The 20,293-nt window shown below is 72.4% G+C and carries 18 protein-coding genes and 1 pseudogene; 9 read left to right on the forward strand and 10 right to left on the reverse strand.

Features of this window, described 5'->3' with window-relative positions:
• Position 1: 1 nt before the first annotated feature.
• Positions 2 to 859: a type I methionyl aminopeptidase gene (map, locus tag NEH16_RS22810; protein ID WP_073965431.1), complete on the reverse strand. Its 858-nt coding sequence runs from the start codon at positions 857 to 859 to the stop codon at positions 2 to 4.
• 58 nt (positions 860 to 917) lie between these two features.
• Here map and NEH16_RS22815 point away from each other — a divergent pair, with 58 nt between their 5' ends.
• Entirely contained in the window at positions 918 to 1,154 is a 237-nt protein-coding gene (locus NEH16_RS22815; protein WP_199879064.1) for a hypothetical protein, read from the forward strand.
• Positions 1,155 to 1,201: 47 nt separating this feature from the next.
• On the opposite strand, the gene NEH16_RS22820 is transcribed toward NEH16_RS22815, so the two are convergent.
• Together NEH16_RS22820 and NEH16_RS22825 are read right to left on the reverse strand one after the other, a co-directional pair.
• Positions 1,202 to 2,512, reverse strand: coding sequence for an MFS transporter (locus NEH16_RS22820; RefSeq protein WP_265544642.1), 1,311 nt, complete (start codon positions 2,510 to 2,512; stop codon positions 1,202 to 1,204).
• A gap of 64 nt (positions 2,513 to 2,576) precedes the next feature.
• Entirely contained in the window at positions 2,577 to 3,182 is a 606-nt protein-coding gene (locus tag NEH16_RS22825; protein ID WP_265544643.1) for a hypothetical protein, read from the reverse strand.
• Positions 3,183 to 3,301: 119 nt separating this feature from the next.
• Between NEH16_RS22825 and npdG the strand changes: the two genes are divergently transcribed.
• Positions 3,302 to 4,012 (forward strand): NADPH-dependent F420 reductase, encoded by a 711-nt coding sequence (gene npdG / locus NEH16_RS22830; protein ID WP_265544645.1) that lies wholly within the window; start codon positions 3,302 to 3,304, stop codon positions 4,010 to 4,012.
• A gap of 74 nt (positions 4,013 to 4,086) precedes the next feature.
• Positions 4,087 to 4,278 (forward strand): hypothetical protein, encoded by a 192-nt coding sequence (locus tag NEH16_RS22835; protein WP_265544648.1) that lies wholly within the window; start codon positions 4,087 to 4,089, stop codon positions 4,276 to 4,278.
• Here the strand turns inward: NEH16_RS22835 and NEH16_RS22840 are convergent.
• A pseudogene (locus NEH16_RS22840) lies at positions 4,275 to 5,062 on the reverse strand (site-2 protease family protein). The gene NEH16_RS22835 and the pseudogene NEH16_RS22840 overlap by 4 nt on opposite strands.
• A 58-nt stretch (positions 5,063 to 5,120) precedes the next feature.
• Between NEH16_RS22840 and NEH16_RS22845 the strand changes: the two are divergent.
• Positions 5,121 to 5,507 carry a signal peptidase I gene (locus NEH16_RS22845; RefSeq protein ID WP_073965438.1) on the forward strand — a complete coding sequence of 129 codons (387 nt, stop codon included), beginning with the start codon at positions 5,121 to 5,123 and terminating at the stop codon, positions 5,505 to 5,507.
• Between the two features lie 115 nt (positions 5,508 to 5,622).
• Positions 5,623 to 8,943, forward strand: a complete 3,321-nt coding sequence (locus NEH16_RS22850; protein ID WP_265544649.1) for a BTAD domain-containing putative transcriptional regulator — start codon at positions 5,623 to 5,625, stop codon at positions 8,941 to 8,943.
• 2 nt (positions 8,944 to 8,945) lie between these two features.
• Here NEH16_RS22850 and NEH16_RS22855 read toward each other — a convergent pair whose 3' ends face one another.
• The 3 genes from NEH16_RS22855 to panB form a co-directional block, all read right to left on the reverse strand.
• Positions 8,946 to 9,803, reverse strand: coding sequence for an ABC transporter permease (locus NEH16_RS22855; RefSeq protein WP_073965440.1), 858 nt, complete (start codon positions 9,801 to 9,803; stop codon positions 8,946 to 8,948).
• Complete coding sequence (locus tag NEH16_RS22860) at positions 9,800 to 10,810, reverse strand: ATP-binding cassette domain-containing protein (RefSeq protein ID WP_073965441.1); 1,011 nt, start codon at positions 10,808 to 10,810, stop codon at positions 9,800 to 9,802. Before NEH16_RS22860 ends, NEH16_RS22855 begins: the two co-directional genes overlap by 4 nt.
• A 154-nt stretch (positions 10,811 to 10,964) precedes the next feature.
• Positions 10,965 to 11,849, reverse strand: coding sequence for a 3-methyl-2-oxobutanoate hydroxymethyltransferase (gene panB, locus NEH16_RS22865; RefSeq protein WP_073965442.1), 885 nt, complete (start codon positions 11,847 to 11,849; stop codon positions 10,965 to 10,967).
• A gap of 180 nt (positions 11,850 to 12,029) precedes the next feature.
• Between panB and NEH16_RS22870 the strand changes: the two genes are divergently transcribed.
• The 4 genes from NEH16_RS22870 (at position 12,030) to NEH16_RS22885 (ending at position 17,062) form a co-directional block, all read left to right on the forward strand.
• Positions 12,030 to 13,634 carry an MFS transporter gene (locus tag NEH16_RS22870; protein ID WP_265544651.1) on the forward strand — a complete coding sequence of 535 codons (1,605 nt, stop codon included), beginning with the start codon at positions 12,030 to 12,032 and terminating at the stop codon, positions 13,632 to 13,634.
• A 114-nt stretch (positions 13,635 to 13,748) separates the two neighbouring features.
• A complete protein-coding gene (locus NEH16_RS22875; RefSeq protein WP_073965444.1) occupies positions 13,749 to 14,411 on the forward strand; it encodes a TetR/AcrR family transcriptional regulator in 663 nt (220 codons plus the stop codon).
• A 165-nt stretch (positions 14,412 to 14,576) separates the two neighbouring features.
• Complete coding sequence (locus tag NEH16_RS22880) at positions 14,577 to 15,605, forward strand: endonuclease/exonuclease/phosphatase family protein (protein WP_265544652.1); 1,029 nt, start codon at positions 14,577 to 14,579, stop codon at positions 15,603 to 15,605.
• A 230-nt stretch (positions 15,606 to 15,835) separates the two neighbouring features.
• On the forward strand, positions 15,836 to 17,062 hold the full coding sequence (locus tag NEH16_RS22885; RefSeq protein ID WP_265544653.1) for an MFS transporter: 1,227 nt from the start codon (positions 15,836 to 15,838) through the stop codon (positions 17,060 to 17,062).
• An 89-nt stretch (positions 17,063 to 17,151) separates the two neighbouring features.
• Here the strand turns inward: NEH16_RS22885 and NEH16_RS22890 are convergent, their stop codons facing one another.
• The 3 genes from NEH16_RS22890 to NEH16_RS22900 form a co-directional block, all read right to left on the reverse strand.
• Positions 17,152 to 18,906: an NAD+ synthase gene (locus tag NEH16_RS22890; protein WP_265544654.1), complete on the reverse strand. Its 1,755-nt coding sequence runs from the start codon at positions 18,904 to 18,906 to the stop codon at positions 17,152 to 17,154.
• A 72-nt stretch (positions 18,907 to 18,978) separates the two neighbouring features.
• Positions 18,979 to 19,413: a CBS domain-containing protein gene (locus NEH16_RS22895; protein ID WP_073965450.1), complete on the reverse strand. Its 435-nt coding sequence runs from the start codon at positions 19,411 to 19,413 to the stop codon at positions 18,979 to 18,981.
• Positions 19,414 to 19,569: 156 nt separating this feature from the next.
• Positions 19,570 to 20,256, reverse strand: a complete 687-nt coding sequence (locus NEH16_RS22900) for a DUF3105 domain-containing protein (protein ID WP_265544656.1) — start codon at positions 20,254 to 20,256, stop codon at positions 19,570 to 19,572.
• Positions 20,257 to 20,293 lie beyond the last annotated feature (37 nt).

Here is a 20,293-nt window from a genome sequence, read left to right on the forward strand (position 1 = left end):
GTTACGGCAGGGTCAGGATGTCCGCGCCGGTCTCCGTCACCACGAGCGTGTGCTCGAACTGCGCGGTGCGCTTGCGGTCCTTCGTCACCACGGTCCAGCCGTCGTCCCACATGTCGTAGTCGTGGCTGCCGAGGGTCAGCATCGGCTCGATGGTGAACGTCATGCCGGGCTGCATCACGGTCGTCGCGTGCGGGCTGTCGTAGTGCGGCACGATGAGCCCGGAGTGGAACGAGGTGTTGATCCCGTGCCCGGTGAAGTCCCGCACCACGCCGTACCCGAAGCGCTTCGCGTACGACTCGATGACCCGCCCGATGACGTTGATCTGGCGCCCCGGCTTCACGGCCTTGATCGCGCGCCGCAGCGACTCTTCGGTGCGCTCGACCAGCAGCCGCGACTCCTCGTCCACGTCGCCGCAGAGGTACGTCGCGTTGTTGTCGCCGTGCACCCCGTTGATGTACGCGGTCACGTCGAGGTTCACGATGTCGCCGTCGCGCAGCACGGTGGAGTCCGGGATGCCGTGGCAGATCACCTCGTTGAGCGAGGTGCACAGCGACTTGGGGAAGCCGCGGTAGCCCAGCGTCGACGGGTAGGCCCCGTGGTCGCACATGAACTCATGCGCGACGCGGTCGAGTTCGTCCGTCGTGACGCCCGGCGCGATGTGCTTGGCGGCCTCGGCCATCGCCTGCGCGGCGATCCGCCCCGCGATCCGCATGCGCTCGATGGTGTCGCTGTCCTGCACCTCCGGCCCTGTGTACGGCGTCGGCGCCGGCTTGCCCACATACTCGGGGCGCCGGATGTTTCCGGGCACGGAACGGACGGGAGTGATCTCCCCTGGTACGAGCAGCGACTGGCCAGACATGCCAGCGAGTCTAACCAGCGTGTCCGGGGCACCATGGCACAGAGGAAAGGATCCGATGATGGCCCTGTTCAAGAAGCGCACGGTCGGCAAGCCGGGCGAGTGGTTCTACTGCCTGGAGCACAAGAAGGTCGAGGAGGGCCCCGATTGCCCGGCCAAGGACCGCTTCGGCCCGTACCCCTCCCGGCAGGAGGCGCAGCACGCGATGGAGACCGCCCAGGAACGGAACCTGGAGTGGGACACGGACCCGAAGTGGCACGACCGCAAGGGCCCGGACGAGGACGGGGCGGCGGGCTGACGGGGACGCGGGCCCCGTAGCGGCTTTCCGGCGGCCCGCCCCCGGGCTCAGGCCGCCGGTTCCACGTCCAGTCCCGCCGCGCGCTGGGCGCGCCGGCGCATCGCGTCCTCGTCCGTCTCGGAGTCGTACGTGAGCAGCTTGGGCAGCGCCGCCGCGAGCAGCGCCACCGAGGCGACGCAGGCCACGCCGCCGGTCCAGATCGCGGGCCGGGTCCCCGTCCAGCCCGCCATGCCGCCCGCCCGGACCTGGCCGAGCTGCGGTCCGACGCTGTACGAGAGCACCTCGATGCCCGCGAGCCGGCCGCGCAGCTCCTCCGGGATCGTCTGGTTCCAGATGGTCGACCGGCCGAGCCCGCTGAGCATGTCGCCCGCCCCGGCGAACCCGAGGCACACCAGCACCAGCCACACGTTGCCGAACCAGCCGGCCGCCGCGATCGAGAGCCCCCAGACGGCGGCACCGCACACGACGAACAGCCCGTGCCGGCGCACCCGCGAGGTCCAGCCGCTGGTCAGGCCGAGCACCAGCGAGCCGACCGAGCCCGCCGCGTACATCAGGCCCAGCGACCAGTCGGCGTCCATCTCGTCCGCGAGGAACGGGAAGATCGTGTTGGGGAACGCGAAGAACATCGCGGCCATGTCGATCGCGTACGTTCCCAGCAGCACCGGCCGGCTCCAGGCGTACCTGGCCCCCTCCACGATGCCGCGCAGCGACGGCTTCCGCCCCTCCTCCACGGGCGGTGCCGGGGCGAGCCTGCGGCACATCAGGACCGAGGCGGCGAAGGTGACCACGGTGACGGAGTACGCGGTGGCGTGCCCGGCGTAGGCCACCACCAGACCGGCCAGCGACGGGCCCATGATCGCCCCGGCCTGCCAGCGCAGCGAGTTCAGCGCGGCGGCAGCCCCCAGCTGGTCGTGCGGCACGATCCGGGCCATCAGCGAGTCGAGCGCGGGCCGCTGGAGCCCGGCGAGCGCGGAGACCCCGCCCGCCACCACATAGAGCGGCCACAGCAGCGGGTCGGGCAGGGCCGCGTTCACCAGCAGGATCACCGCGAGCAGGCCGAGCCCGGCCTCGGTGGCCAGGATGATCTTCCGCCGGTCGGCGGCGTCGGCGAGGGCGCCCCCGTACAGACCGCATATGACGAGCGGCACCAGCTCGACCGCGCCCATCGCGCCGACGGCGAGCGGGGAGCCGGTGAGGTCCTTGATCTGGAGCGGCAGCGCGACGAGCGCCATGAAGCTGCCGAAGTAGGTGACGAGGCCCTGCACCCACAGCAACCGGAAGTCGGCCGATGACCGCCAGGGGGAGAGGTCGGGGAGGAGCGCGGCCAGCCTGGCGGCGAGGGAGGTGCGAGAGGTCACGAGGAGACATGGTCCGTCGCGATACGTGGGGGATGCAAATGGATTACGCCGGGCCCGGGCCTGCTCACCAGCGCGGCGGCGGGGGAGCCGTCAGCTGGTCGGCCAGCCGGGACAGCCGGTCGCGGAACGTGCGCCGGCCGCCGCGCGGCACCGGCGCGCCGTTCTCCCCGGCGGCGGCGCTGACCAGGTGCTGGACGGTGTCCAGGTCCACGTCGTCGCCGTCGGTCACGGACAGCGCCTCATGGGCGAGCCCGCGCACCTGGGGGTCGCCGTTGTCCAGCGAGAGCACCGTCGCCCCGGCCCGCCGGGCGTCGTGCACCCGCTCCAGCAGGCCCTCGCCGGGCCGGTCCGGCGTCACCACGAGCAGCGTCTCGCCGCGCCCGGCCGCCTCGATCCGGCCGAGGCCGACCGCGAGGTGCGCCGGATCGCCGGGCTCCACGCGGTGGCGCACCAGGGTGGGGCGGAGTTCGGGCAGCCCGGACCAGGTGGACTCGTCCACCAGATGGGCGGCGAGGTGCCAGGGTTCGTACTCCTCGGTCCCCACCAGCAGCAGCCCGCCCCCGTGCGGGACCACGGAGGAGCGGAGCGCACCGGCGAACCGCCGGGTGGCGGCGGGCCACTGGGTCCTGGCGAGCACTTCACGCAGCAGCGCCACACGTACGGCATCCATGGCCCGGCATCCTGCACCATGCGGGGGCCCGGGCACCGGCGAAAGGCCCAAGCACCATCCTTACGGGTGGCGGCCCGGGTCCACGGGTTCCGCCCCGGACGGGCAGTAGTGTCGGGGCCATGACTACGAATGACAGCGGCAGCGCGCCCAAGCCCCCCGCCAAGGACCCCTGGGACCTGCCGGACGTGTCCGGCCTGACCGTCGGCGTGCTCGGCGGCACCGGACCGCAGGGCCGCGGCCTCGCGTACCGCTTCGCCCGTGCGGGCCAGCGGGTGATCATCGGCTCGCGCGCCGCGGACCGCGCGGAGGCGGCGGCCGAGGAGCTGGGCAACGGCGTGCGGGGCGCGGACAACGCGACGTGCGCGCGGGAGAGCGATGTGGTGATCGTGGCGGTGCCGTGGGACGGCCACGCCAAGACGCTGGAGTCCCTCCGCGAGGAACTGGCCGGGAAGATTGTCGTCGACTGCGTCAACCCGCTCGGCTTCGACAAGAAGGGCGCCTACGCGCTGAAGCCGGAGGAGGGCAGCGCCGCCGAACAGGCCGCCGCCCTGCTGCCGGAGTCCCGCGTCACGGCCGCCTTCCACCACCTCTCCGCGGTGCTCCTCCAGGACGAGACGATCGACGAGATCGACACCGACGTCCTGGTGCTGGGCGAGGCCCGCGCCGACACGGACATCGTCCAGGCGCTGGCCGGCCGCATCGCCGGGATGCGCGGCATCTTCGCGGGCCGCCTCCGCAACGCCCACCAGGTCGAGTCGCTGGTCGCCAACCTGATCTCGGTCAACCGCCGCTACAAGGCGCACGCCGGCCTCCGTACGACGGACGTCTGAGCCGGGCGCCGGACCGGCCGGGGGCATGGGGGACACTTGACGGGACCACGCACCACCCCCGACAGGAGCCACCCATGCCCCGCCTCGCCCTCTACGCCCTCGTCGTCTGCGTCCTGGCCCTCGCCGCGGCCGTGACGGCCTTCGTCCAGGGCAGCGTGCTCATCGGCATCGTCTGGATCCTGCTGGTCGGCCTCTCCTCGAACATGGCCTGGTACTACCTCCGCCGCCGCCGCGCGGAGACGCCCGCCACGGAGCGGAGCGCCTAACCGGTCACCTCGCACACCGGGTTCGCTCCCTGCCAGAACCGGTACGCGTCCAGGCCGCAGTCCGTCCAGAAGCCGTGCACGCCCAGGCCCCGCAGGATCGCGTACACCGCGTCGAAGAAGGCACGGTTCAGCTCGGGCACCCACAGCAGGGCGAAGACCGCGATCAGGCCGAACGGGGCGAACGGCTCGACCGCGCGCCGCGCCGAGTGGGAGAGCCACGGCTCGATCACCCCGTAGCCGTCGAGCCCCGGCACGGGCACGAAGTTGAGGATGGCGGCCGTCACCTGGAGCAGCGCCAGGAACGCCAGCGCGTTCCGGAAGGCCGCCGGCACCCCGTCCAGCGCGTCCAGCCAGAACGGCGCGGTGCACACGACCGCGAACAGCACATTGGTCAGCGGCCCGGCCGCCGAGATCAGACTGTGCCGCCACCGCCCGCGAATCCGGCCCCGCTCGATGAACACCGCACCACCGGGCAGCCCGATCCCGCCCATGATCACGAACAGCACCGGCAGCACGATGCTGAGCAGCGCGTGCGTGTACTTCAGCGGGTTCAGCGTCAGATAGCCCTTGGCCCCGATCGAGATGTCCCCGCTGTGCAGCGCGGTCCTGGCATGCGCGTACTCGTGCAGACACAGCGACACGACCCACGCCCCGGTCACGAACAGGAACGTCGCGAACCCCGGCTGCTCAGCGAATCCCGACCACACCCCCACCCGGCCACGGCCGTCACGGCGGCGATCCCTAGAAAGACCGGACTGATCCGCTGCTGCGCTGCGCTCGCCATGGGACCCGAGCGTAGCCGTCCCCGCCGGGCTCGAAGGCCCCTGCTAGCGTCCCCCGACGTGAACGACAACGTATACGTGGGCAACGCCGGCAAGGATGCCGCGCTCGACCGGGGTTGGATCCTCGGGCACTTCAAGGACGCGGGGGACCCCCGGCACAGCGAGGACGTCGAGATCAAGTGGGGCGTCCACCCGGTCGGCGACGAGCGGGCGCAGTGGGTGCGCGGGGAGAGCCGGACCGCTTTGCTCGTGCTCATCAGCGGGCGGTTCCGGGTGGAGCTGCCCGGGCGCAGTGTGCTGCTCCAGGAGCAGGGCGACTACGTGGTCTGGGGCGTCGGCGTCGACCACTCCTGGATCGCCGAGGAGGAGTCCGTGGTGCTCACCGTCCGCTGGCCGTCCGTGCCCGGTTACGCGGTCGAGCCGAAGGAGCAGGCCCCGGAGGGCTGACGGCGACACGGGGGAAACGGTTCGCTTCCCGCCCCGGACCGGAAAGGCTGGGGCCATGACGAGCAGGGGCGGGGCGGCTGTGCGGACACCGGGACCGGTCGCGGAGAATGGGCGCGTGCGCTACGGCATCCTCGGTACGACCCAGGCACTCCGCGACGACGGCACGGCCCTCTCCGTCGGCGGGGCGCGGCTGCGCGCGCTGCTCACCGTCCTGGCGCTGCGGCCCGGCCGCACGGTCCCGGTCGCCGTGCTCGTGGACGAGGTGTGGGACGGCGAACCGCCCGCCGACGCGGCCGGCGCGCTCCAGGCCCTGGTGGGGCGGCTGCGACGGGCCGTCGGGCACGACGCCGTCGCCTCGGCGGAGAACGGATACCGGCTGGCCGTCGAGCCGGAGGCCGTCGACCTCTTCCGCTTCGAACGGCTCGCCGGCGAAGGCGCGAGGGCCCTCGCGGAGGGCGACCCGGCCCGGGCGACGGCCCTCCTGAGCGACGCCCTCGCCCTCTGGCGCGGCCCCGCCCTCGCCGACCTCCCCGACCGGCATGCCGCCGCCGCGCGCTGGACGGCCCGGCGGCTCGACGCCCGCCGGGACCGGCTCGCCGCGGAGCTGGCGCTCGGCCGGGCCGCCGAGATGCTGCCGGAGCTGACCGCGCTCTGCGGCGAGCACCCCTTGGACGAGCCCCTTCAGGCGCTCCGCCTGCGCGCCCTGCGCGACGCCGGGCGCACCGCCCAGGCCCTGGCCGCGTACGACGAGGTCCGCACCCTCCTCGCCGACCGCCTCGGCACCGACCCGGGGCCCGAGCTGACCACCCTCTACGCGGAGCTGCTGCATCAGGAGCCCCCGGCCCCCGCGAAGGCACCGGCCCCCCTGGGCAACCTCCGCGCCCGGCTCACCAGCTTCGTCGGCCGGGAGCGCGAGATGGAGGCCCTGCGCGACGACCTGTCCCGGGGCCGGCTGGTCACCCTGCTCGGGCCCGGCGGCGCCGGCAAGACCCGGCTCTCGCAGGAGGTCGCGGACACCGTCGACGCCGGTACCTGGCCGGACGGCGTCTGGCTCGCCGAGCTGGCCCCCGTGGACGACCCGGAGGCCGTGCCGGAAGCGGTGCTCGCCGCGCTCGGGGCCCGGGAGACCGTGCTCAGCGGGGCCGGTTCGGGGGAGCTGCGGGCCGCCGAGCGGGCCTCCGGCGACGAGCGCGCGGCCGGTGAGTCGCTGGCCCGGCTCACCGAGTACTGCTCCCGCCGCCGCATGCTGCTCCTCCTCGACAACTGCGAGCACGTCATCGAGGCCGCCGCCGCCCTCGCCGACCATCTGCTGGCCCGCTGCCCCCGGCTCACCGTCCTCGCCACCAGCCGGGAACCCCTCGGCGTGCCGGGCGAGGCGGTCCGGCCCGTCGACCCGCTGCCCGACCCGACCGCGCTGCGGCTGCTCGCCGAGCGCGGCGCCGCCGCCCGCCCCGGCTTCCGGGTGGACGCGGACGAGGCGACGGCGGCGGCCACCGCCGAGATCTGCCGCCGCCTGGACGGCCTGCCGCTCGCCATCGAGCTGGCCGCGGCCCGGCTGCGGATGCTCACGCCGCAGCAGATCGCGGACCGGCTGGACGACCGCTTCCGCCTGCTGACCAGCGGCAGCCGGACCGTGCTGCCCCGCCAGCAGACCCTGCGCGCGGTCGTGGACTGGTCCTGGGATCTGCTGGACGACGACGAGCGCGTCGTCCTGCGCCGCCTCTCCGTCTTCGCCGGCGGCTGCACCCTGGAGGCCGCCGAGGCCGTCTGCGCCGACCCGGCCGGCCGCTCCGGCGAGGTGGCCCTCCTCCTCGGCTCGCTCGTGGACAAGTCGCTCGTGGTCGCCGCCCCGGCGGACGACGGCCGGATGCGCTACCGGCTCCTGGAGACCGTCGGCGAGTACGCGGCGGAGCGCCTGGAGGAGTCGGGCGAGCGGGACGCCGTCGAGCACCGGCACCTCGTGTTCTACCGCGAGCTGGCCCGTACGACCGACCCCCTGCTGCGCGGCTCCGGACAGCTCGACGCCATCCGGCTCCTGCAACGCGAGTACGAGAACCTGCGCATCGCCCTGCGCCACGCCGTCGCCGCCCGCGACGAGCAGGAGGCGCTGTGCATGGTGCTGTCCCTGTCCTGGTACTGGCAGATCCGCAATCTGCGCGGCGACGCCCTGCACTGGGCCGACGCGGCCGCCGCCCTCGGCCCCGACCCGTTCGCGGAGCCCGTACAGCTCGCGCCGTCCATCGAGGAGCGCTGCACCGACGCGCCCCCGCCGATGCGCCAGGAGCTGCTGGAGGAGGCGCGGCGGCAGGTGACCCTGATCCAGCTGGTCAGCATGGACCACGCCATGGACGAGTGGACGAACGAGGCCAGCATGGCCCGGCTGCGCGCCATCGTCGCCACCTACCGGGCCGGCCAGCCGCAGACCTGCCGCAGCCCCGCCTCGCTCTGGTTCTACGCCGTGATGCTCACCGGAGGCGTCTCCGACCTGCGCCACCTGCTGGACGAAACGGTGCGCGGCGCGCGGGAGTTCGGCTACGAGTGGGAGCTGGCCGCCGCCCTCCAGATGCGGGCCAACGTGCTGGCCAACCGCCCCGACTGGGCCGGTGAGGCCCACCGGGACGCCGACGAGAGCCTGGCGATCTTCAGCCTGCTCGGCGATGTCTGGGGGATGGCCGAGGCGCTCTCCTCGCGCGGCGAGGCCAACGAGAAGCAGGGCGATTACGCACGGGCCGCCGAGGACTACGAGGCCGCCATCCGCTCGGCCGAGCAACTGGGCGCCCTGGCCCAGGTCTCCGTGCTCCGCATCCGCCACGCCTCCGTGCTCACCGAACTCGGCCGGGGCGAGGAGGGCGAGGCGACCATGCGCGAGGTGCTGGCCGACGAACGCCAGACCGGGCACGAGGCCCGCCCGGCGGCCCGGCTGTTCCTGGCGATGTGGCTCGGCCGGTGCGGCCGGACCGCCGAGGCGCGCGAACAGTTCAGCCACCTCCAGGAGGAGTTCGCGTCCGACACCATGGCGGTCTTCGAGGGCTTCGTCCTCGGCGGCCTGGCCTGGCTGGACAACCAGGACGGCGAGTACGCCCGCGCCCTGGAGCGGAGCCGGCAGTCGCTGAAGGGCGTACAGGACCCGCTGACGCAGATGGTCGCGCCGCAGATGGCGGTGATCAACCTGGTCATCCTGGCCTGGGCGCTCGGCGGGCTCGGCGGCGAGGAGCGGGCCGGCATCGCGGCGCGGCTGCTGGGCACCGGCCGGGCGCACCTGCCCGAGGGCCACTTCATGAACGCGATGGAACGCGAGAACCTCGCGCGCGCCGAGGCGCTGGTCCGGGGCCGGATCGGGGACGCCGCCTACGAGGCCGCGTACGCCGAGGGCGGCGGCCTCTCCCTGGAGGAGGCCGCCGCCCTCGTGGACACGATTCCCGAGCGGGACGCGTGACGTCAGGACTTCTTGCGGAACTTGGAGACCGCGAGCGGTGCCACGGCCGCCGTGATGACCACGGCCCAGCCGAGCGTCAGCCAGACCGAGTGGCCGAGCGAGGTCCCCATCATGAGGCCGCGCGCCGCGTCCGCCAGATTCGACAGCGGGTTGTAGTCGGTGAACGTCTGGAGCCAGCCGGGCATCGTCGTCGGCGGGGCGAAGATCGAGGAACCGAACTGGAGCGGCATCATGACCAGCATCCCCATTCCCTGAACCGCCTGGGACGTCTTCATGGCCAGGCCGAGCAGGATGAAGATCCACATGATCGCGGCGCCGAACGCGGCCGACAGACCGATCGCCGCGATCAGGCCGAGCACCGAGCCGTGGAGCTGCATGCCGAGGGCGAAGCCCATGCCGAGCAGGATGAGCGTGGCGACCATCATCCGGCCGAGTTCGACCACGATCTTGGCGACCAGCACCGAGGAGCGCGCGATCGGCATCGTACGGAAGCGGTCCATGACCCCCTTGCGGAAGTCGTCGTTGACACCGCTGCCGACGGCCATGGCGATGTTCATGCCCATCATCGCCATCAGCCCGGGAATCAGGTAGTTCAGGTATTCCTGCCGGCCGCCGCCCATGCTGCCGCCGACCGAGCCGCCGAAGACGTACACGAACAGCAGCACGAAGATGACGGGCATCAGCAGCGCGTCGAACATCGACTCCGGATCCTTCTTGATCTGGAGCAGATTGCGCCGGACCAGCGCCCCGATGTGGCGCAGGTTGTTCCGCAGTCCGATGCCGCCCTCGTCGTGGAGCTTGGCGGCCGGCGCGGAGACGGGCGTGTCGGTGGGGGTGGGCGTCAGAGTCGTCGTGCTCATGCCGCGACCTCCTCGGGGATCGTGTCGGTGACGGTGGCCTTGTCGCCGGTGATGGCGAGGAACACCTCGTCCAGGCTGGGCAGCGCGGTGGCGACGTGCGCCAGCGAGAAGCCCCGGGTGCCGAGCAGGCCGATGACGGCGGTCAGCTGCTCGTCGCTGAGGATCGGTACGTAGAGCAGGCCCTCGTCCGGGACCGCCTGCGCGCCCGCGACACCGTCCAGGCCGGTCTCCCGCAGCGCCTGCGCCATCGGGGCCAGCTCGGCCGGGTCCGAGGGGCGGATCTGCAGGGTGCGGCCGCCGACCTTGGCCTTCAGCTCGTTCACACCGCCGCGGGCGATGATCCGGCCCTTGTCGATGACGGTCAGCTCGTTGGCCAGCTGTTCGGCCTCTTCCATGTACTGGGTGGTGAGGAGCACGGTCGCCCCCTCCGCGACCATGCGCTGCACCTCGTCCCAGACCTCGTTACGGGTACGGGGGTCGAGCCCCGTCGTCGGCTCGTCCAGGTAGAGGACGGCCGGGCTGCCGATCATGGAGGCGGCCAGGTCGAGCCGGCGGCGCATCCCGCCGGAGTACTCCATCGCGGCCTTCTTCGCCGCGTCGGTGAGCGAGAAGCGCTCCAGCAGCTCGTCGGCCCGGGCCCGCGCCTTCTTGCGGGGCAGGTCGAGCAGCCGCCCGATCATGTAGAGGTTCTCCCAGCCGGAGAGCTTCTCGTCGACCGAGGCGTACTGGCCGGTGAGGCCGATCGTGCGGCGCAGTGCGCGGGGCTGCTTCACCACGTCGAAGCCGGCGACGACCGCGGTCCCGGCGTCGGGCGTGATGAGCGTGGAGAGGCAGCGTACGAGGGTGGTCTTGCCGGCGCCGTTGGGGCCGAGCACGCCGAGGACGGTGCCCTCGCGCACATCGAGGTCCACGCCGTCCAGGGCCTTGGTCTCGCCGTAGTGCTTGACCAGTCCCCGCACCTCTACGGCGTTCCCGCCGTGCTGGGGGTTCTTGTCGATTCGCGTCATGCCGACTATCAGACCAGCCGCCACCGACAGGCCGCCTACAGCGGACCGACAGCCCGCCCGCGGCCACCGACAACGGCCGACAGCCCGCCGATGGGGGAAGTCGGCGGGCTGTCGTCGTTACCGGTGGTGGTCGGTGGGGCGCACCCCCACGGCCTCAGTGGAAGGTGTGCTCCGGGGCCGGGAACGTGCCGCCGACGACCTCCTCCGCGTACGCCTTCGCGGCGTCGCCGAGGATCTGCCGGAGGTCGGCGTACTGCTTGGTGAAGCGCGGCACCTTGCCGCCGGTCAGCCCGACCATGTCGGTGTAGACCAGCACCTGCGCGTCGGTCTCCGGACCCGCGCCGATCCCGATCGTCGGGATGTGCAGGATGCGGGTGACCTCGGCGGCCAGCTCGGCCGGTACGAGCTCCAGGACGACGGCGAAGGCGCCCGCGTCCTGCACGGCCTTGGCGTCGCGCAGCATCTGCTGGGCGGCCTCCTCGCCCCGGCCCTGGACCCGGTAGCCCATCGCGTTCACGGACTGCGGGGTCAGGCCGATGTGGGCCATGACCGGGATTCCGGCGTCGACCAGCAGCTTGATCTGCTCGTGGCTGCGCTCGCCGCCCTCCAGCTTGACCGCGCCGACACCGGACTCCTTGATGAGCCGGGTGGCGTTGCGCAGGGCCTGGACCGGGCTCTCCTGGTACGCCCCGAAGGGGAGGTCCGCGACGATCAGGGCGCGCTTGGTGCCCCGGACGACGGCGGCGGACAGGATGGCGATCTCGTCCATCGTGACGGGCACGGTGGTGTCGTAGCCGAGGTGACAGTTGCCCATGGAGTCGCCGACGAGCATGACCGGGATGCCGGCCTCGTCGAAGACGGACGCGGTCATCGCGTCGTAGGCGGTGAGCATGGGCCACTTCTCGCCGCGGGCGGTGGCGGCGGCGATGTCGTGGACGGTGACCCGGCGGTTGCTCTTGCCCCCGTACAGCGCCTTGCTGCTGTCGGAGGGGGCACCCGCGGGGGTGGCGGACTGGTTCTGCGCAGCCTGAAGCGACATGGCAGGTGACTCCTTCGTCATCTCGAGGCGCCCTGACGGCGTCCCCGGATCTCTTCCATGGTGGCATCCCGGAGCCTGTCGCGGGAAGTGGGCCGCACGGCCGGGCCCCCGGACCTGCCCTCGGTAAAGCTTTTACAATACGAGACGGTCTCGTATCGCAATGCGTCTAGGCTGCTCCTCATGTCCACACCCTCCGGCGCTCCCGCCGTGTCCCAGATACCGGAGGCGGTCCACCGCCGCCGCTGGGCGATTCTCGTGGTCCTGATGTTCAGCCTGCTCATCGTGGTGCTGGACAACTCGATCCTGAACGTCGCCGTCAAGACGATCGCCTCCCCTTCGCCCACCGGCATCGGCGCCACCCAGAGCGAGCTGGAGTGGGCGATCAACTCCTACACGCTCGTCTTCGCCGGCCTGCTCTTCACCGCCGGCCTGCTCGGCGACCGCCTCGGCCGCAAGAAGGTCCTGCTCTTCGGCATCACCCTCTTCGGCATCGGCTCCGCCCTCGCCGCCATGTCCGACTCGCCCGGCCAGCTCATCACCTGGCGCGCCCTGATGGGCTTCGGCGCCGCCTTCGTCATGCCGGCCACGCTCGCCGTCCTGATGAACGTCTTCGAGCGCGACGAGCAGCCCAAGGCGATCGGCATCTGGGCCGGCAGCGTCGGCCTCGGCATCGCGATCGGCCCGATCACCGGCGGCCTGCTCCTCGAACACTTCTGGTGGGGCTCGATCTTCCTGGTCAACGTCCCCGTGGTGATCATCGCGCTGGTCGCCATGGTCCTGCTCGTGCCGGACTCGAAGGACCCGAAGCCGGGCCGGCTCGACCCGCTCGGTGTGGTGCTCTCCATCATCGGCCTGGTGCTGCTGGTGTACGGCATCATCCGGGGCGGCGAGCTCGCCGACTTCACCGACGTCTCCGTCCTCCTCCCGGTCATCGGCGGCCTCGCCGTCCTGGCGGTCTTCGTCCTCCACGAGAAGCGCAGCGCCAGCCCGGCGATCGACGTCTCCTACTTCAAGAAGCCCGCGTTCTCCGCCGCCGTCGCCGCGATCGCGCTGGTCTTCTTCGCGCTGATGGGCGTCACCTTCTTCTCCGCCTTCTACATGCAGAGCGTCCGCGGCTGGAGCGCCCTCCAGTCCGGGCTGCTGATCCTGCCGCTGGCCGTGGCCCAGATGCTCTTCGCGCCCCGCGCCCGGATCGTCGTCGCCCGCTTCGGCGCCCGCGCCGTCTGCACGGCGGGCATGCTGGCCGTCGCCCTCGGCCTGGCCGCCTTCGCGCTCTTCGACGCCGACACGCCCGTCTGGATCATGTGCGTCGTCTTCTTCGTCCAAGGCACCGGCATGGCCCACGTCATGCCGCCGGTCACCGTCGCCGTGATGCAGGCCCTGCCGCGCGAGAAGGCCGGCTCCGGCTCGGCCGTCAACAACACGTTCCGCCAGGTCGGCGGCGCGCTCGGGATCGCCGTGCTCGGCTCGGTGCTGTCCACCGTCTACCGGGGCGACATCGAGGGCCACCTCGGCGCCCTGCCCGCCGGGGCCCGGGACGCGGCGGGGGAGTCCATCGAGGCCACCCTCGCCATCGCGGAGAAGCTGGGCCCCAAGGGCACCCCGCTGGTCACCGCCGCGCACGACGCCTTCATGAGCGCCATGCACGTCACGGCCCTCGGCTCGGCCGCCGTCGCCCTCGTCGGCACGCTCGTCGTCGCCCTGTGGCTGCCGGGCCGCGAACCGGCCGCGCCCCGGGCCGCACGCGACGAGGAGCGCCCCGCCCCGGCGGGCGCCGAACGATGACGCCCGGCTGAACCTTCCGGGTGAACCGGGCCGTGTCACGCGGCCCGGTTCACCCGTGGGAGCCGGCCCTCTTCCGCGTCGGCGAGAATCGGGGCGGCGAAAGGTGGTTTCACTGTGCAGGCTCAGGCACCGGACGAGCGGTCCGGCGAGGTTCCCGGCCCTCCGGGACCCGGGGACGACTCCGAGCCGCGCCGGGGACGGCCGCGCAGCGCCGCGGCCGAGGCGGCCATCCTGGACGCCGTCGTGGAGCTGCTGGAGGCCGGCGAACCCCTCGCCGCGCTCTCCATCGAGCGCATCGCCCGCACCGCCGGGGTCGGCAAGGCCACCATCTACCGGCGCTGGGCGGGCAAGGAGGAGCTCTTCGTCGACGTGCTCCGCGCCATCGAGCCCCCGGAACCCGAGGTCTCCGGCACCGGCGGCCTCGGCGACCTCCGCGTCCTGCTGGAGTCGATGCGCAAACGCGGCCTCGCCCAGCGCTCCTCCGTACTGCTGCACAACGTGTTCGCGCAGATGAAGAGCCACCCCAAGCTCTGGCACGAGTACCAGTGCACCGTGATCGCCCCCCGCCGCCTCGCCATGGTCGCCGCCGTCCGACGCGCCGTCGAGGCGGGCGAGCTGCGGGACGACACGGACGTGGAGCTGATGGACGACCTGTTCCTCGGCCCCATGCTCGTACGCACCATCCACCGGCCCGACGCGCCGCTGCCCGAGGATCTCGCCGACCGCATCATCGCCCTGGCGATGGAGGGTCTCGCGCCCCGGCGCGGACGGATGTGATCGTTACGTCACAGAGCACCGCGATTCCCGCTCCTGCGGAACTGCCGGAGCCGCCTCCCACGTCCTCGTGGCAGTACGACCGCCACAGGCGGCATGAAAGGCATCGCGCATCCCCTAGGGTCGGGGACGCGGCGATGTGTACGGCAAGGCAGTGAGGACAGCGCGATGGTGCAGGCGTACAGGGCGGACACCGGGAACGGCGTGGGACCGCAGCGCTCCGGCTCCCGCTTCCGGGACCTGCGCGACAGACTGGCCCGGACCCTCCGGGACCCCGGGGTCTGGCGGCGCGGGATCGTCCTGGCCTGCTGGGCGGTCCTGCTGACGCTCGTGATGGCCTTCCACTCCCGGATCCCCAACACCATCGGCAACCTGGGCAGCCTCACGGAGACGTTCCTGCCCTGGATCGGCGTGCTCATCCCGCTGCTGCTGGTCCTCGGCCTGGTGCGCCGCTCGGCGACCGCGGTGGTGGCGCTGGTGCTGCCGGTGGTGGTCTGGCTCAACATGTTCGGCGGCCTGTTCGCGGACAAGTCCGGCAGCGGCGGCGACCTGACCGTCGCCACGCACAACGTCAACGCGGACAACCCCGACCCGGCCGCCACCGCCGACCAGGTCGCGGGTTCCGGCGCGGACGTCGTCGCCCTCCAGGAGCTGCCCGCCGGCAAGGTGGCGGCGTACGAGAAGGCGCTCGAAGGGCGCTTCCGGTACCACTCGGTGCAGGGCACCGTGGGCCTCTGGAGCAAGTACCCGCTGAGCGACACCCGGCCGGTGGACCTCAAGATGGGCTGGGTCCGCGCGATGCGGACCACCGTCGCGACGCCCGAGGGGCCCCTCGCGGTCTACGTGGCGCACCTGCCGTCCGTACGCGTCAAGCTCCACGCCGGCTTCACCGCCAACCAGCGCGACCAGAGCGCCGACGCCCTCGGCAAGGCCATCTCCCGCGAACCGCTCGCCCGCGTCGCCCTGCTCGGCGACCTCAACGGCACGATGAACGACCGCGCGCTCAAGGCGGTCACCTCGCAGATGCGCTCCACGCAGGGCGCGGCCGGCGACGGCTTCGGGTTCAGCTGGCCCGCGAAGTTCCCGATGGCCCGGATCGACCAGATCATGGTCAAGGGCGTCGAGCCGATGTCCTCCTGGACGCTCCCCGCCACCGGCAGCGACCACCTCCCGATCGCCGCCCGCGTCAAACTCTGACGCAACGAGCCGTTTACCGGATCTCCCCACTTCTCTGAGAGACTTTGTTCCGTACGGGAACAAGGTCGCCGGCGACGAGGCCGGTCCGCCGCCGTGCGCCCCGCCGACCGGCGGACCGCGCGGGCGTGCGTACGACCACGTCCCCTCCCGCCCTCTCCGCGTGTCCGCAGGCCCCGACCGGGCCCCGCCGGGCTGCGGCGGGGGGCCCTGAAGCGGAAAGGTCTCTCCTCATGCCCCTGGCCCTGCTCGCGCTGGCCGTGAGCGCCTTCGGCATCGGCACCACCGAGTTCGTGATGATGGGCCTGCTGCCCGATGTCGCGGACGACCTCGGCACCTCCGTCCCCACCGCGGGCTACCTCGTGTCGGCGTACGCGATCGGTGTGGTGATCGGCGCCCCGCTGCTGACCGCCGTCGGCTCCCGCGTCCCGCGCAAGCGGATGCTCCTGCTCCTGATGGCCCTCTTCACCGTCGGCAACCTCGCCTCCGCGCTCGCCCCGGGCTTCGGCTGGCTGATCGCGGGCCGGCTCCTGGCCGGGCTGCCGCACGGCGCCTTCTTCGGCGTCGGGGCCGTCGTCGCCTCCCGCCTCGTGCCCGAGGGGCGCCGGGCGCGGGCCGTCGCGACGATGTTCCTCGGCCTGACGGTCGCCAACATCGTCGGCGTACCGGCGGCCACCCTGCTCGGCCAGCACCTCGGCTGGCGGGCCACCTTCCTGGTCGTCGCGGCCATCGGCGTCTGCGCGATGGCGGCCCTCGCCCGGCTCGTCCCGCAGATCCCCGTGGAGGCCCGGCAGAACGTGCGCCACGAGCTGCGGGCGCTCGGCAACCGGCAGGTCCTGCTCGGCCTCCTCACCGCGGTCTTCGGCTTCGCCGGCGTGTTCGCGGTCTACTCCTACCTTTCCGCGATGACCACGAAGGCCATGGGCTTCGGCGAATCCGCCGTGACGCCGGTGCTCGCGCTCTTCGGCATCGGCATGACCCTGGGCGCCCTGGCCGCCGGCCCGCTCACGGACCGGGCCCTGCGCCCGACGCTGTACGGCTCCCTGGGCGCCCTCGCCGTGGTCCTGGCGGTCTTCCCGCTGGCGGCGCACATCAAGTGGGCGGCGCTGGTGATGGTGGTGCTGCTGGGCGCGGTCGGCTTCATGACGACCACGCCGCTCCAGATGCTGGTCATGAACAAGGCCAAGGACGCCCCCACCCTGGCCTCCGCCTCCAACCACTCCGCCTTCAACCTGGCCAACGCGGGCGGCGCGTGGCTCGGCGGCGCGGCGATCGCGGCGGGCTGGGGCTGGACGTCCCCCGCCGTAGTGGGCGCGGCCCTGGCCCTGGCGGGCCTGGCGATCGCGGCGACGGCGGGAGCGCTGGACCACGAGCGCGGCACGTCGAAGGTGGTGGCGAGCCAGAACCCAGCCCGTCCGGCGCTTGAGGACAAGACCTCGGCCACGACGGACCGCACCTGACCACCGAGACCGGCCACATCCAGCCCGTCCGGCGCTTGAGGACAAAGCCCCAGCCCCGGACGGGCTCGCGTATCAGGGACCCGCCGGCGTCAGCCGGCCTCGCGCCACCGATTCGTGATCGGCAGCCGCCGGTCCTTCCCGAACCCCTTCGGCGAGATCTTCGTCCCCGGCGGATACTGCCGCCGCTTGTACTCGGCCGTGTCGACCATCCGCAGCGTCTTCGCCACCAGCGCCCGGTCGAACCCGGCCGCGACGATCGCTTCGAGACCCTGGTCCCGGTCCACGTACAGCTCCAGGATGCGGTCGAGCACGTCGTAGTCCGGCAGGGAGTCCGTGTCCACCTGCCCCGGCCGCAGCTCCGCGCTCGGCGGCTTCGTGATGGACGCCTCCGGGATCGGCGGGGTCTGCCCGCGCTCCTCGGCGGCCCGGTTGCGCCACTTGGCCAGCCGGAACACCGACGTCTTGTACACGTCCTTGATCGGCCCGTACGCCCCGACGGAGTCCCCGTACAGCGTCGAGTACCCGACCGCCAGCTCCGACTTGTTGCCGGGGGCCAGGACGATCTGGCCCTCCTGGTTGGAGATGGCCATCAGCATCGTGCCGCGCAGCCGCGACTGGAGGTTCTCCTCGGCGAGCCCGGTGAGCCCCAGCGAACCCATGTACGCGTCGAACATCGGCTCGATCGGCACGGTCCGGAAGTTGAGCCCGGTGCGCCGCGCCAGCTCGGCCGCGTCGCCCTTGGAGTGGTCGGAGGAGTACTTCGACGGCATCGAGACCCCGTACACCTGCTGCGCACCGAGCGCGTCGCAGGCGATCGCGGCGACGAGCGCCGAGTCGATGCCCCCGGAGAGCCCGATGAGCACGCTGTTGAAGCCGTTCTTCGCGGCGTAGGCCCGCAGGCCGACCACGAGGGCCGTGTACAGCTCCTCGTCGTCGTCCAGCCGGTCCGCGTAACCGCCCGCCAGCTCCGCCTCGTACGGCGGCAGCGGCTCCTCGGAGAGGACGACGTGGTCGATCCGCAGCCCGTCGTCCACCACGCCCGAGGGCGCCTCGGCCGGGGCGGCGGGCAGCTCCAGATCCAGGATCACGCTGCCCTCGGCGAACTGCGGGGCGCGGGCGATGACCTCGCCCTCCCGGTCGACCACGATCGAGTCGCCGTCGAAGACCAGCTCGTCCTGGCCGCCGATCATCGCGAGGTAGGCGGTCGTGCAGCCGGCCTCACGGGCGCGCTTGCGGACCAGTTCCAGCCGGGTGTCGTCCTTGTCCCGCTCGTACGGCGAGGCGTTGACCGACAGCAGCAGCCCGGCCCCGGCGGCGCGCGCGGCCGGGACGCGGCCGCCGTCCTGCCACAGGTCCTCGCAGATCGCGAGGGCGACATCGATGCCGTGAACGCGTACGACCGGCATCGAGTCGCCCGGCACGAAGTACCGGAACTCGTCGAAGACGCCGTAGTTCGGCAGATGGTGCTTGGCGAAGTTCAGCGCGATCCCGCCGCGGTGCAGCACCGCGGCCGCGTTGCGCGGCGACCCGGCCGGCTGGCCGTAGCGCTCCGCCGCGAACTCCGAGCGGTCGAGGTAGCCGACGAGGACCGGGATCTCCCCGAAGCCCTCCGCGTCGAGGCGGGCGGCGAGCGCGCGCAGCGCCGCGCGCGACGCCTCGACGAAGGAAGACCGCAGGGCCAGGTCCTCGACGGGGTAGCCGGTCAGCACCATCTCGGGGAACGCCACGAAGTGGGCGCCCTGTTCGGCGGAGTGCCGGGTCCAGTGGACGATCGCCTCGGCGTTGCCGGCGAGGTCGCCGACGGTCGAGTCGATCTGATTCAGTGCGAGGCGTAGTTGAGGCACGCGCCCCACTCTAATCGTCTGACTGACGCGATGTCCCGGCGGGCCGTGCGAAAGGGCGATGCGCGCGGCCGGTCAGCCGGCGGCGGTCCGCGCGTAGACCTGTTCCGCCCAGTCCGCGATCTGGTCGTCGGAGAGGTGCCGGGCGAGATCCGCCTCGCTGATCATGCCGACGAGCTTCTTGTCCTCGACGACGGGGAGCCGGCGGATCTGGTGGCTCCGCATCTCCTCCAGCACCGCTTCCACGTCCGCGTCCGCGTCGATCCAGCGGGGTGTGCCCTGGGCGAGGTCGCCGGCGGTGACCGCGGCCGGGTCCCGCCCCTCCGCCACGCAGCCGACGACGATGTCGCGGTCGGTGAGGATGCCGATCATCCGGTCGTCCTCACCGCTGGCCGAGATGGGCAGCGCCCCGACGTGGTGCTCGCGCATCAGCTGGGCGGCGCGGTCCAGGGTCTCGTGCGCCGGAATCCAGGTGGCGCCGGTGTGCATGATGTCCTTGGCGGTGGTCATGGGGGATTCCTCCTGCGTACCGAGGGGGCGGCCGTACGTACATCCCGAGCGAACCCATCGTCATGGGCCCGTTCGGGGGATGCGACCGCTGTAGCCCATTCGGGTGCATTTGCGGTACGAGGGAACTTTCCGGACGCGCCGCCTCGGCGGCCCGGATCACTCCCCGTCGCGGCCGCCCGTGCAGGCGGCGCCCGGCTCGGGGGTCTGCGGCCCCTGCACGTAATGCGCGAAGAACCGCGCCACGCGCGGGTCGTCCGCGCCGTCCACGGTGACCTGCTTGCCCCAGGCGGTCAGCATGATCGCCCCGGCCTGGTCCTTGTAGGGGCTCATGAGCGAGTACGGCGTCTTGGCGACCCGGTCCGCGAGCTTCGCCACGTCCGCGGCGGGCGCGTCGCCGGTGTACGTCACCCAGACCGAACCGTGCTCCAGGGCGTGCACGGCGTTCATGTCGGGGATCGGCTTCTTGTAGACCTCGCCGTCGCAGTTCATCCAGACCGGGTCGTGGTCCCCGCCGACCGGGGGCTTCATGGGGTAGTCGACGGCGTCGGTCACATGGTTGCGGGTGAGCTTCTTCGCGTCCCAGGACTTCTCGCCCTCGATCGGCCCGGTGGCCAGGTTCTCGTCCTTCTCGCCGGCGGAGGGCGTCCCGCCCTTCCCGTCGGCGGTCATCGAACTGTCCGAGCCGTCCGAGTCCGACTTGTCGAGGATCATGTACGAACCGAAGGCGACGAGCCCGGCGACGACGACGGCGCTGAGGCTCACGGTCAGGATCCGGTTGCGCCGGTCCCGCGCGCGGTCCGCGTTGCGCATCTGCTCTATTCGGGCCCTGCGGTCGTAGCTCATGTCGTGTGGTCCTTCTGCGAAGGGGGACGGGACCGGG

The sequence above is a fragment of the Streptomyces drozdowiczii genome (genome assembly GCF_026167665.1).
GTDB lineage: Bacteria > Actinomycetota > Actinomycetes > Streptomycetales > Streptomycetaceae > Streptomyces > Streptomyces drozdowiczii_A.

Coding starts and splice junctions, on each gene's coding strand:
- map (WP_073965431.1), bottom strand. CDS start 859: ATGTCTGGCCAGTCGCTGCTCGTACCAGGGGAGATCACTCCCGTCCGT.
- NEH16_RS22815 (WP_199879064.1), top strand. CDS start 918: ATGGCCCTGTTCAAGAAGCGCACGGTCGGCAAGCCGGGCGAGTGGTTC.
- NEH16_RS22825 (WP_265544643.1), bottom strand. CDS start 3,182: ATGGATGCCGTACGTGTGGCGCTGCTGCGTGAAGTGCTCGCCAGGACC.
- npdG (WP_265544645.1), top strand. CDS start 3,302: ATGACTACGAATGACAGCGGCAGCGCGCCCAAGCCCCCCGCCAAGGAC.
- NEH16_RS22835 (WP_265544648.1), top strand. CDS start 4,087: ATGCCCCGCCTCGCCCTCTACGCCCTCGTCGTCTGCGTCCTGGCCCTC.
- NEH16_RS22855 (WP_073965440.1), bottom strand. CDS start 9,803: ATGAGCACGACGACTCTGACGCCCACCCCCACCGACACGCCCGTCTCC.
- NEH16_RS22860 (WP_073965441.1), bottom strand. CDS start 10,810: ATGACGCGAATCGACAAGAACCCCCAGCACGGCGGGAACGCCGTAGAG.
- panB (WP_073965442.1), bottom strand. CDS start 11,849: ATGTCGCTTCAGGCTGCGCAGAACCAGTCCGCCACCCCCGCGGGTGCC.
- NEH16_RS22870 (WP_265544651.1), top strand. CDS start 12,030: ATGTCCACACCCTCCGGCGCTCCCGCCGTGTCCCAGATACCGGAGGCG.
- NEH16_RS22880 (WP_265544652.1), top strand. CDS start 14,577: ATGGTGCAGGCGTACAGGGCGGACACCGGGAACGGCGTGGGACCGCAG.
- NEH16_RS22885 (WP_265544653.1), top strand. CDS start 15,836: ATGCCCCTGGCCCTGCTCGCGCTGGCCGTGAGCGCCTTCGGCATCGGC.
- NEH16_RS22895 (WP_073965450.1), bottom strand. CDS start 19,413: ATGACCACCGCCAAGGACATCATGCACACCGGCGCCACCTGGATTCCG.
- NEH16_RS22900 (WP_265544656.1), bottom strand. CDS start 20,256: ATGAGCTACGACCGCAGGGCCCGAATAGAGCAGATGCGCAACGCGGAC.